This is a genomic window from Streptomyces sp. NPDC051664, from assembly GCF_044453545.1.
Classification (GTDB): domain Bacteria; phylum Actinomycetota; class Actinomycetes; order Streptomycetales; family Streptomycetaceae; genus Streptomyces.
Genome location: NZ_JBITCU010000002.1, coordinates 75277 through 87653, shown reverse-complemented (window position 1 = coordinate 87653; position 12377 = coordinate 75277). Strand labels below are relative to the sequence as shown.

General features: G+C 71.3%; 7 protein-coding genes. All 7 read right to left on the bottom strand.

Annotation, left to right across the window (positions count from 1 at the left end; genetic code table 11):
• Window positions 1-30: 30 nt before the first annotated feature.
• Genes ACIA8E_RS03645 through ACIA8E_RS03615 form a run of 7 tightly spaced genes read right to left on the bottom strand, consistent with a single transcriptional unit; the run spans window position 31 to window position 12349 of the window.
• Window positions 31-915, bottom strand: coding sequence for a peptidoglycan-binding protein (locus tag ACIA8E_RS03645; RefSeq protein WP_399294003.1), 885 nt, complete (start codon window positions 913-915; stop codon window positions 31-33).
• 28 nt (window positions 916-943) lie between these two features.
• Window positions 944-2524 carry a DUF6519 domain-containing protein gene (locus ACIA8E_RS03640; protein ID WP_399294000.1) on the bottom strand — a complete coding sequence of 527 codons (1581 nt, stop codon included), beginning with the start codon at window positions 2522-2524 and terminating at the stop codon, window positions 944-946.
• A 46-nt stretch (window positions 2525-2570) separates the two neighbouring features.
• Entirely contained in the window at window positions 2571-4730 is a 2160-nt protein-coding gene (locus ACIA8E_RS03635; protein WP_399293997.1) for a hypothetical protein, read from the bottom strand.
• A complete protein-coding gene (locus ACIA8E_RS03630; RefSeq protein ID WP_399293994.1) occupies window positions 4727-8479 on the bottom strand; it encodes a putative baseplate assembly protein in 3753 nt (1250 codons plus the stop codon). Before ACIA8E_RS03630 ends, ACIA8E_RS03635 begins: the two co-directional genes overlap by 4 nt.
• Window positions 8476-11643 (bottom strand): putative baseplate assembly protein, encoded by a 3168-nt coding sequence (locus ACIA8E_RS03625; RefSeq protein ID WP_399293991.1) that lies wholly within the window; start codon window positions 11641-11643, stop codon window positions 8476-8478. The genes ACIA8E_RS03630 and ACIA8E_RS03625 overlap by 4 nt, the downstream gene beginning before the upstream one ends.
• On the bottom strand, window positions 11640-12017 hold the full coding sequence (locus ACIA8E_RS03620) for a GPW/gp25 family protein (RefSeq protein WP_399293988.1): 378 nt from the start codon (window positions 12015-12017) through the stop codon (window positions 11640-11642). The genes ACIA8E_RS03625 and ACIA8E_RS03620 overlap by 4 nt, the downstream gene beginning before the upstream one ends.
• Complete coding sequence (locus ACIA8E_RS03615) at window positions 12014-12349, bottom strand: hypothetical protein (RefSeq protein WP_399293985.1); 336 nt, start codon at window positions 12347-12349, stop codon at window positions 12014-12016. Before ACIA8E_RS03615 ends, ACIA8E_RS03620 begins: the two co-directional genes overlap by 4 nt.
• Window positions 12350-12377: the final 28 nt, after the last annotated feature.

The window sequence follows — 12377 nt, the reverse complement described above, 5'->3', positions numbered from 1 at the left end:
GTCCGCCCGGCCGGCGTCGGGTGCGGTGGATCAGACGTTGGGCACCTTGAGCCTGTCCCAGCTCGCCTTGCCCGGAATGCCGTCCGCGTCGGTCCCCGAGAAGCCCAGCTTGCGCTGCCACGCGGCGTACGACTTGCGGTCCGCCTCCGACCAGTCCGGGCCCGGGCCGACCTCGTACTTTCCGCAGCCCTCGGCCACCAGTCTCTTTCCCATCGCTGTGATGACGGCGCTGTGCCGGCCCGCCCGGAAGAACGCGGATCCGGGGAACGGCTCCAGCTTCGCCGGTGGCTTCGGTGCGGGCGGCTTCGACGGGCCGTCCGGCGTGCCCCCGAGACGTGCCCTGATCCGGCTTCGCATCGAGTCCATGGTGAACCCGCGCGGGTCGATCTTCCCCGGCTGCCACTCCTTGTGGCCGATCACCGAGCGTTGGGACCAGCCGTGTGCCCGGCAGATCGCGGCTGCCGCCTTCTCGATGGCCTCCAACTGAGCCTCCGGCCACGGGTCCTTGCCGTCGCCGAGGTTGACGCACTCGAAACCGTAGAAGGAGCGATTGCCGTCGGTATTGGCTTCATTGTCGGTGGGCAGCGTCGATTCGTTGATCACCGCTCGCAGGACTTCGTCGTCGCCGAGTCCGGCGTGATTGGCGCGGCCGTTGCCGACCAGGTGGACCGAGCCGTCCTTGGCTATCACGCCGTGACACAGCGGACCCGGCAGGCTCGAATGGCCGTTGTAGCAGATGTCCACGGAGCTCTGCGTGCCCGAGGTCACGGTGTGATGGATCATCACGCCGTGCATGGGCCCCCACGGACCCTTGTGGTTGCGGTTGTGCGTGCGCCAGCTCCGGTGCTCGACAACGTGCAGACCTTCGTCCCGGAGGGCCTTGAGCAGTCTGTCGGCGGACAGAGGCGTTGCCATCGTGGTGCTCCTTTTCTCTGAAAGTACGTCAGTTCTCGTGCTGGGCCTCGTCGTCCGGCGCCTTCGTCGGCGCGCCCGGACCGGTCGCGGCAGCAGCCTCCGCGGCCGTGGCTTCCGCCTCGGCCGCAGCCTCCGCCGCCAGCTCCTCCTCGTTCGCGGCGGGGATGACGGCAGCCAGCGGTCCGAACGTCATCCGCAGATCCGGGACCGATCCCTCCCCCAGTACCCAGGCCAGTGGCGCGTAGTGGACCTGGATCCCCATCGGTGACTGCAGCAGCGGCCGGCGGGCCGCGTCCGTCGGCCATTCGACATTCCCCGTCGCCGTACGGGCCGGAACGGTCCAGAAGTCACCGGCCCGATACGTCCTGCCCGGCTCGAAATACACGAGCACTCCGTCCTCCAGCGGCAGCCAGCCGCCTTCCTCGATACGGAGCGCGCCACCTCGCAGTTTGGCTGCGGCCTGCTTCGTACGGCCCGGTCCTGCCCCGTGCCGTGAAGCGGACCGCTGGTCCCAGCGCCGCAGGAACGGGTGGAGTTCGGGTCGCCGTCCGACCGAAGGATCCGGCTCGCCGGAGAGCCGCACCCGCCGCCCCGGCAGGTCGACCTCCTCGACGCGCAGCAGCGGCAGCGGTTCGCCCCGGCTGGTGTAGGCGGTGTCCACGGCCTCCACCCAGTCGCCCACATTCAGGTCGAGCTTGTCGTCGCTGCCGAGGGAGGCCAGCTCCACCCACGTACCATCGAGTCCGTCGACCGGGAAGGTCACCGAGCCGTTCTCCCGCGACCACTTGAAGGTCGCGTCCTTGGCCGCTCCGCCCTCGTGGATCTCCACGCGGTACATCTGGTTCTCCTGGCCCCGGTACCGGGAGTCCGGCTGCACCAGGCAGGGGTCCTCGTCGGCGTGCTCGGGACGCTCGCTGCGCGCCGCCATCCGCGCGGTCGGCGCCTGCGCCGCCGCCCACTGCGCAAACGCCGCGCGGACCTCGTCCTTGCTCGCCCCGTCCGCCAGGTCCAGCTGTGTGCCGGGCAGCGGCAGCACCTGCCAGACGGTCTTGAGCCGGGCTGCGGTGTCGGGCATCGCCGAGCCCAGCGCCACCTCGCGCAGCAGCGGGTCCTCGGCCGCGGTGACCGAGCGCTCCCACACCTTGAGGTAGGCCAGATAAGGGAATTGGCCGGGCAGCCGGTCACCGGGGCGCTCCGCGTCCCGGTATCCGTCCGGCTGGTCCCAGTACGTCCAGGTCGCCGCAGGCTGCTCGTCCCCCGGGGCGTCCCTGTCGCCGTCCTCCGTGGCGTGTCCGTCGTCGACGACCGGGACTCCGGCCTGCGGACGCGTCGCATCCACCTGAATGCCGTCCACGTAGTAGCGGCCGCCGCCGATGGACAGATCGTCCAGCTCCCGGCCGCCACTCACGAAACCCAGCGCGAAGCCGGTGGCGCCGCCCGGGCCGCCGTGCTGCCCGATCAGATCGGCTGCGGTCGTACGAGCCTGCAGCAGCTGCATGGCGGCCTGCTCATTGGCGTCCGCGTCGAGCTGTACCCGGCCCTGCTGCGCGATCACCGCCGAGTAGTGCCGGTCCGGCCGGAAGGTGATGCGGGAGATGTCTGCGTGCATGGGAAGGGGTCCCCCTCGGAAGTTCGTACGTCGGTGAGAAGTCGTGTCAGGTGACGGGGATGATCCCGGCGTCGGTACCGGCCGGGCTGTACTCGGCGAGGCGGGCCCGCAGGCTGTCCTCGCGCTGCGGCTGGTAGAGGTCGTGGAAGGCGCCCATCTCGGAGCCGTCCTCGGCACCGCGCCTGATCTCGTCGGCGCAGCCCGCGGCAGGCTGTCCGTACGCGGGAGTGCCGTACCGCTCGCTGGTGAACAGCGGCCGTACCCGCTGAGCCTCCTCGTGGCCTGCAAGGTCCGGTTGGCAGCGGTGCCGGCGTGGCGTACGGGACCCGGGCGGCACGTACGAGAAGCGCACGCAGCCGATGCCCCGCCGGGCCACCCGCATCAGCCCGGTGAAGATGCTGTTCTCGGCGATCTCCACCGCGTGGGTGTGGACCTCGCCGATGACGGTGGTGCGGTGCGCGTACAGAACGGCATGCGCGTGGCGGCAGTCCGGCGCCGAGAGCGCCGCCCGGTCGTGTCCGGTGGCATCGAGGATGCTGTCCCGGATGTGGATGGGCAGCGGGTCGTGGCGCACCTCGTCGCCGATGACCTCGATGGTGCCCAGGATGCTGCGCTCGATGGACACGCACGCGGTGGTCCGGTCCAGGACCAGGCTCGGTTCCTCGGGCGAGTGCGGGTCGCACTCCGGCTCCAGCGACCAGCCCGGTACGAGCGTGCAGTGCCGCAGCACGACCGCGCCGACCGGACCGGTGACATTGAGCCCGCGACCGGTGATCAGCAGGCCGTCGAGCACGATCCGCGGAGGTTCACCCTCGCAGTCCTCCTGGGCGCGGATGTTGAGCGCGTCGGGGCGGTTGCTGTACCAGTCGAGCAGCCGGATCACCGGCCGTGTGCCCTCGGCGGCCCGCACTTCCAGGCGGTCGTCCGGATCCAGATCGAAGTCCAGCTGCTCCTGGTGGGCGCCGCTGTGCGTGATCTCGATGATGCCGTCGGGGCCGCAGTGCCCGGAACGCCGGTCGCGCTGCCAGTCGTTGTACGCGTCCATGATCCGCTGGTAGCTCTGGCCGGGACCGACGCGGTAGAGCTTGGCGGCCGTCGGTGTCTCCCGATCGCGCGGGTACTCTCCGCCGCCCATGTCGTCCGCGAACGCGTAGTGGTGGGTGACCCAGACGCCCTGCCGCGGCGCGGACCGCGAACCGAAGGCGATCCGGCCGAGCGCCGGATCGACGACCACCTGGCCGCGCTTGGGCCGGTAGCGCCAGTGGGTCAGATCCGCCACCACGATGTCCGACAGCGGCACCGGCTCGTCCTGGCCGTCACGCCAGATCGTGAAGCTCTTGCCCGGCCCGTAGTAGTCGGCGAGCCGGTCGGCGAGCTGCCGGCGGCGGATGTACGCGGGAACGTTGTCGATCGTCGCTATATGGGTCGCCGACGGCTCCGGCACCGGCTTGGTCACCAGCGGAGCGTCATTGCCGAGAATCGAGAAGGTGTAGAGGTTGCGGGCCCGGTCGATGCAGTACGCGGGCGAGCCGGTCAGGTGATACGGCTTCAGCCGCCAGACGAAAAGGCCTACCCCGACCGGCGAGTGACCGCCCTGGGTACGCGCGGAGCCGGCCCGGCGCACATTCACCGACTGCGCGACCGTGCCGAACGGCCCGCCCGCCAGGTCCAGCACGGCCCCTTCCCGTACGTCCACGAGCCTGCCGCGTTCCAGGCGGCGTCTGTCGGCGGCCTCCGTGCCCGATCCGTACAGCTTCACGGGCTGCTGGTGCGAGACGAGCCGGGAGAACTCCACGGCCCGCGATGGCCAGCCGGCCACGTCCTCCGCCAGCGCCTCGAGCAGCGCGAGGGTGCCCTTACGCCGTCGGTCGGCGACCGTGGCGGCCACATCGCGTCGCGGCGCCAGTGCCTCGGCGAGGCGCAGCCGCGAATCGTCCCCGCCCTCGCCCTCAAGTCCCTGTGCCTGTACGCGTTCATAGCCCGGCAGGGGTGTGTAGCCGACCAGATCGCCCAGGTACGGAAGCACCCAGGGTGCGGCTGTCTCGACGAACCAGTCCTCGTACCCCTGCTCGACTCCGTCCCGCACCCGGTCCACCTGCTCGGCCATCACCGCGAGCAGCGCGCGCAGCGGCTCGCCCCCCTCGGCGTCCCGCAGGCGGTGCCACTGCGGGAGCAGATCCGCGAGGCCGTCCGGTTCCCTGGTCATGAAGTGACCTCCGTCAGAATCAGCGTGTCCGCGACATGCGGGGAGAGCAGGGCGAGCTGGGCCGGCCGGATGCCGCGGAAGACGAACACGGCCCGGCCCTTCTCCAGCCGCCGGGTATCGGTGATGTCCGGGTTCAGTCGCAGCAGTTCGGCGAGCGAGATGCCGTACCTGGCGGCGACCTGGGTGAGCGTCTCGCCGTCGTCGGCGGTGACGCGGTGCACGTCCTCGTCGTATGCGGCGAGCCGGGCCCCGACGGCGGTGCGCGGCCGGGCGAGCGAATCCGCGAGTCCGGCCAGTTCATCGGGTGTCACGGACGCGGGCACACCGGTGAAGACATCCACGTCGACGTAGTCGACTCCGGGCACCGCGTGGGCCGTCGCCAGCACCTCGGACAGTCGCGCGGGGCGACCCAACTCACGTCGACCGCTGCCGAATTGGGTCAGCAGCGCCTGGCGCAGCCGCGGTTCGACGACACTCCAGGTGTGGTCAGGGGCGACCTTCACCTTCGCCGCGAGGAGCAGCAGCACCAGTTCGCGTACGTCCACCCGGACCGGAAGGCGCGAGTCGCCGTACTCGGCGAGCGAGGAGCGCAGAGCCCGCAGCACCTCGGAGTCGTCCGCGATCGCGATGTCGTCGACCCCGGCGACCGTCACGTGCAGGATCCGCCGCCGCCCGTCGAAGATCTCGCGCGCCGCGGCCCGGCCGATGCCGGCCCGCGAGCGGGCAAAGTCCTCGTAGTCCGTGAGGGAGACGAGTCGGTCCAGCGCGGAGACCGCGAGCGGGATCGTCCGGCGGGTCAGGCCCGGACCGTCGGTCTCGGCGCCGCCCGTGGCGGGCTGTGGATTGGTGACGGCGGTGACCCCCAGCGGCCGGGTGATGGCCTGGGTGATCCGGTCCGCCCCGACGTTGGCAGCCCGGCCGGTGCCGAAGCGGTACTGGGCCCGGACGTTCTCGTGCCCCGTGGGCAGCCGCGCGCCGTGCATCCCGTCGCCGAACGTCACGGTCGTGCGCCCGTCCCCGGCCGTGCCCGAGACATAGACCCGCTCGCGCGGTCCGCGTCCGGCCAGGCTGTCCACTTCGTGCCACAACAGCCCGTCCACGCGCACCTCCAGTGCCGGGGTGGCCCCCAGAGGGTTGTCGGCGGGAAGCCAGGTCAGCGGTGACTGCCAGAGCGTGAACGTCTGGTTGGTCCGGCCGGCGTCGCCGCTGCCGATCGGCTCGTCACGGCTCTCGCCGTGCGTCGCGGGCACGACATTGCCCTGAACGCGCACCGTGTCGCGCCGGTAGCGGTAGGCCAGGTCCATGGTGAGCGTCAGCCTTGTGTGGACATGGTCGCCGGGCAGCTGCGGGTCGAACCGCTGCTCCACCGAGGCGATCACCGCCAGTTCGGTGCCGCGGATCCCGGCCGTGTCGGGGATGTCGGTGCGCTCGCCCGACACCACCAGATGACGACCGGGTCGCAACCCGTCGTACAGCTCGGCCAGTTCGAGTTCATTGCCGTGAACGTCCTCTCCCAGCGGCTCGTCGGCGGGGCTCAGCGCCTCGCCCCCCGCGTGGACGGTCGCGTCCCGGATCGCCGAGAGCAGCACGTCGTGCTCGTCCAGCCACGGATCGGTGAGCGTCAGCTCGGTGCCGCGGCCGGTGATCCCGTAATTGGTGTACGCGGCCGTGCGCACGGCGGTGACACGGGTGGTCACGAACGCGAGCTTCTTGTCGCCCGGGATGCCGTCGGGTTCCCCGGAACCCTTGCGGGGACGCTCGATCGCGACCCAGCTGCCGACGGTGATCCCGTCCTGTACGGAGTCCAGCGGAAGCACATGACGGTTCGCCTGCTCCGGCACGGTCGCGATGCCGATCTCGACATTCGCGGGCTCGCTGCCGACCGTGTACCGCACCGTCACCTCCACAGCGCCGTGGGTGACCTGCTTGTGCTCACCGGGAGCCAGTAGCCAGTTGAGCGGCTGGCCGTTCTGCACGGCCACATGTACCCGCCCGTCCTCGGCGGGCCTCGACACGAACAGCGTCCGTTCCGGCAGCCCTTGGGAGAACTCGGCCGTCACACCGGGCTCCTGGGAATCCGCGGGGCGCCTGGTCAGCCAGCTCAGATCGTGGTCCTGGCCCACCCGGGTCTGCAGCGAGACCCTGCCTGGCCCCAGACCGAAGCTCGTGTCCGCGGGCAGATTCTCCGAACGCTGCCAGGACGACCCTGTCTCGATGTGCTGGAACTCGGCGCGCAACGGAACCCGTCCGCCCGTGTCGTACACGATCCGCATCGTGGTGAGTTCCCCGCCGCTCACGGGCCAGTCCGTCTGCCGGATCACCCGCCCACGCTCGTCCTGCACGGGCTTGAGCGGCGCCGTCGCCCCGAAAGGCGCGGCGGTCACCCGCATCGCCTGAAGCTCCCGCAGCAGCGCGGGCACGGCAGGCGCCGCCCGCCGCCACGCCGCGTACAGGCCGTCGGCAACCCGCGGATCGAGCGCCGACAGCAGCTGAGCCCCGAGATCGGAACCCGGCGCGAAGTACCGGCCAGGATCGGGGGAGAGCGTGCGCGCCCCCGACGCCGGCCGCACCACACGGGTGCGCAGCGCGGGAAGTACGGCCCCCAGTGCCCGCATGGCCGGCGAGCCGGAGGCGGCCACAGGCGTATCCGGGCGGGAAGGCTCCAGATCGGCCGCACGTTCGATCAGTTCGCCGACCACGGCCTCCAACTGCTCGAACCAGGAGGCAACTTCCTCGTACGGTGCGGCTATCGCCTGCGCCTCCGCGAGCCGATCGTCCGGCTCGACGAGCCGAGCCGCGAACTGCGCAGGCGTCTTGACGCCGGCCAGATCCGCACGCAGCGGCGCGAGCACCTGAGCGTCGAAGTCCTCGATGATCCGGCTGACAGGGCGCGGGTTGGGGTTGTCGGGGGTGGGCTCACCCTCCTCGACTTCCCGCTCGTCCTCGGTGATCCACTCGCGCAGCTCGGCCACCAGCTCGGACAGCGAGGGCTGGGCGGACTGCTCCAGCCCGATCGCCGTGACCGCGTCGTCCCGGTCGATGCGGACACGCGCCACCGGAAGCAGCACCCGCTGCCCGGGGGTGTCCTTGTCCCCGCCGAAGACGAAGAGCAGCCTGTCCCCGGTCTGCAGGGAGATGTCGGTCCCGGAGACGAAGATCTCCGGGCGCTTGCGCAGATCGTCCGGCGTGAGCAGCGCCGGCCGCCGCCGGCGCACCGCCAGCTCGTTCCACGCCCAGCGCGCGATGAGGTCCGCGCTGGTCTCGAAGGCCTGCGACTCCTCCTCGGAAGTACTGGGCACGCTGTTGGCGCGCGCGCCGCGCGGGATCAGCACCGGAACGTCGTCGGCCCGCGGATCCCTGTCCAGCGTGTACGCGAGATGGGCGTCGGCGGCGATGCCCGGCCGTGGCCGGTGTCCCACGAGACGCCCCAGCAGAGCCAGCGAGCGGTGCTCGTCGGCCGTGCGCAGATATCCCTCGTCGGCGATGCGCTCGGAGTGGAAGGTGAGCAGATCACCCACGACCGCCCACGCGTCGAGCAGTCCGATCGACGGATCGTCCGGGGTGCGGACGGTCAGCCCGCGCAGCGCCGGATAGGCGGGTGAGGCGAGCCGGTCGAGCATGGCCGCCAGGAACGAGCCGTACTCGCCGACCCGGTAGTTGAGGACAGTCCGGCCCGGCGCGTTGTACAGGGCCTTGGGCGCGTGGCGTTCGTCGTGCCCGCCGCAGCCGCAACCGCAGGAGCCGCTCATCGCGTACCTCCACCGAGCTCGATCGAAAGCCGGCCCAGCTCGGGCCGGTCGGGGTCGTTGTCGCAACGCGCGATCTCCAGCGGGCCGAGCCGCAGCACGCCTGCCTCCAGTGCCGTGTCATCGAGTGGATCTTCGTGGAACAGCCGGCACAGCCGGGTCACCCGGACGCTCTCCACGCCGTGCACCGCCGCGGCCACCGCCACCAGACGGCTGAGCCGCACCGGTTCACCGAAGGTCAGCGCGTCGGGATGGAAGAAGCCGAGACGTCCGCCGGTCAGCGGGCGGTTGCCGAGGAGTCGGTACAGCTCGGCGAGGATCTGGCCGTGCTGATGACCGGGCGCCGCGCACACCGCCAGCGCGATGTCCAGCGGCACGGACCGCGCGGGCCCCACCACCAGGTCGTGCCCGATCCGGCGGTAGCTCTCCAGCGCGTACGCCACCGAGTCGAGCAGCTCCGGGGACGCGTCCCCGCTGCCCAGCGCGTCGACGGCGACATGCGTCTCCTGCACACTGCCGGTCCAGCGGATCTCGGCGGCCGCGCGCTGCACTCCGGGCAGCTGAGATGCCAGTGCCGCGTAGTCCTTGGCGGTGACGGCCCGCAGCCGCGTGCGCTTCAGGTCGAGCGGGGCGAGCTGACGCACCTGCTCGACCGGCTCGGGCTCCGTGCCACCGACGGCCGGCAGCGGATTGCGTACGCCCGCGACGGGCATCGGGTCACCCGCGTCGACGTCCTCGGGATCACGGCACAACACCAGATGGTTGATGGCCTCCGCGCCGACATTGCCTGCGGTGCCGCCGCCGAGCCGGTAGTGCAGCACCAGCCGCGCGCCCGGCTGCGGGCGGGCGCCGTGGCGCCCGTCCCCGAACCGCAGCGCGATCCGGCCGTCGTCCTCCAGCTCACCGACGAAGTGCCGCTCGCGCGCACCCGAGTCGAGGAGATCCCGCTTCGCGGTCCACCACTTCTCGCCGTCCGCGACCGTCACGGCGGGAAGCGCGGTCCGCGGATCCTGTACGAGTGCGGCCGCGGGACCTCGCAGCACCGGCTCGTCCGGATCGATACCCGCCGCGTACTCGGCGCCCCAGGTGTGGGTGATCTCCCAGGCGATGGAATCGTCCAGTACCGCACCGGCCCGCGCCCGGGCCGCCAGCACCTCCGCACGGCGCAGCTTCGCGGCCAGCAGCCGTTCGCTGCGGTGCAGCAACTCCCGTAGCGCGCGCACCGGATGACGACGCAGCTCGAAACGCTCCAGCACGCGCAGCCCGAACAGCACCGTCAGCTCGGCGATTTCGGGCTCCGTGAGTCCGTCGCAGTCCCGGGCGCTGCGCCACAGCTCCACCAGCCGCTGCCGGACGCGTCCGGGGATGGCGGCCAGCCGGGTGGACTGTCCCGCCGAGACATGACGCGGGTCGGGGAACGGCACCGACTGGACGACGGGGGAACGCTGCAGCACCGGCCGGAAGCGCGCCGGGATACCGGGGTAGACGACCTGGGCCAGCAGGCTATCGAGCGCCTCGGCCTGCTCGTAGGCGGTACCGGGGACGACCTTCTCCCGTCGGCGGCCCGCGAGTTCGAGGCCGAGACCGGCGCGTCCCGTCTGGTCCTCGCCGACGACGGTGAACAGCTCCCTTATCTGGTCGGCAGTCAGAGGCCGACCACGACGGGTCTGCTCCAGACGGGCGTTGATGAGATCCGCTGTGGCGTTCCCCTCCTTGCGGTCCCAGCAGCCGAAGCCGGACGGATCGCAGGACCCGAGGACGGCGGGCGCGGGAGGCACAGTGGCCGTCTCCCCCGTACCGCCGCAGAACGTCAGCGAGCGCCCGTGATCGACGAGCACGACATTCCCACGCGCCACGCTCACATCCTCGACCGGATCGCAGTCCGTGCCGCCCCGCGTCGACAGACGGACGGGGAAGGCCAGCGCGTCCTCCTGCGCCCAGGTGACCTCCAGTACCGGCCGGTCGGCCAGCCGGTCCACGCCCGGCGTGACCGAGGTGAGGCGTACGGCCTGACGGTGGGCGGGGTCGGCGTCGCCCGGCGTACCGGAGCGTGCCCCCAGCACCTCCTCGATCAGCAGCAGATCGCCCGGGGCCAGCTCCAGCGACCTGACCGAGCACTCCTCGTCCGTCCACGCGTCCCGCAGCGTCGCGGATGTGGCGCCCTTGGGCAGCGAGCACACCTCGTCGCCCCAGGTCCAGAAGCGGATGGTGTTGTGCTCGGGGCGCAGCGCCAGCGGCTCGTCGGCCACGACCGGCTCGAACACCTCGACCGATCCTCGCTCGTCCAGCACTGCCAGGTCCCGGTCGTCGATGACGGTGCCGATCGCGGGCCTGTCGCGCGGCCCCAGGCTGCGGACGTCGACGGCCGCGAAGCGGTATGTGCCGGGTCCCAGCGTCAGCTCCCGCACGGTCTCGACCGCGACGAAAGCGCGTGCGTTGACGCCGTCGTGCATCGGGTAGTCGATGAGCCGCACATGGCGGCGTACGGAGACGCGGCGGCGGGCCGTGTCGAGATATGCCTCCGTGGCCACCGCGTCCTGCTGATAGCTGATCCGGTCGGCGGTGTGAGCGAGCAGCTCGACCAGCGTCGTGCCGAGGTCGGCAGCGTTGCGCTCCACCCAGTCCGGCGTGGTCAGCGCCAGCCGGTCCAGGATCAGGCGGCGGATCGTGTCGTAGTCGCGCGCGGTGTAGTCGATGACCGGCGCGGCAGGGAAGGCAGGCGGGCAGTCGGGCTGCTCGTCCTTGCAGTCGAAGGGGGTCGGGCAGTCAGGCCGGAAGTCGAACCCGGCGGAGAAGTACCGCTGGTCGAAGCCGGGAAAGGGCTCGGTGCCCGGCCGTCCGTACGGATCGGTGTCCACGACGGAGAGCGTGTACCGGGACGTGTCGCCGGTGTGGTCCAGCGTGACGAACAGCCGGTCGTCGAGCTCCGGATCCTCCTCGCGCTCGACGGACACCTCGACGGCCTCGATGCCGGTGATCCGCCGGCCGCCGTCGATGCGTATGTTCTCCGGGCACAGCCCGTGCGGCACCTTGCCGAGGAAGGTGACGGTGAGGGTCAGCCCGTCGTCACCGACCTCGACGGCGTCCACGCCGCCGAGCTCCGCAGCCCTTACCTCGACGCGCCTGCCGTCCGTACGGCAGACCAACTCGTTGCTCGTACCGTTCATGCCGGGCCGCTCCCCTCGAACACGTCGTCGCGCCGGCTCGCGGTGGAGCGCACCACGTAGCGCAGATACACCCGGACCACGTTCTCCTCGCTGACCACGTCCAGGGACTCCACCTCGATCAGCTCACCCAGCCGGCGCTGCAGGGATGCCTGCACCGACAGCTCCAGCGCGGAGGCCAGCTCGGGGCTGTTGGGCGTGAAGACCAGATCGAGCAGCCCACAGCCGAAGTCGGGACGCATCACACGCTCGCCGGGGCTGGTGAACAGCAACTGCTCGATCAGGTCGCGTACATGCTCGTCATGAGTCGCGTGCGCGGTGCGTCCCCGCCGGTCGGTCCGGAAGGGGAAGGCGATATCGCTCCTGGTCCGCGTCATCGGGAGGACACCCCCCGTGCGGATGCGGTCACGACCGGCGGGCCCTGCGGCACGAGCGCGGCGCTGAAGCAGAGCGCGGACGACCTCTCCAGCAGCACGGGCCGGCCGTCGATCAGCACACCGCCGCGCTCCGGCGTCCAGCGGACCGTCACGCACGGATGCAGTACGCCGTCGACCGTGTGCCGGCAGCCGCTCACCGCGAAGACATCCGTCGAGGTGGGCACGGACAGCCCGTCGATCCGGACTCCGGACGACGGGGCGGAGGCGGGCGTGACACGGCCGCCGTGCGGGCAGCTGATCGCCGAGCCGCTGTTCACGAGATTCCCGGACACCACGTATCTCCCCGTTCTTGTCGTACTC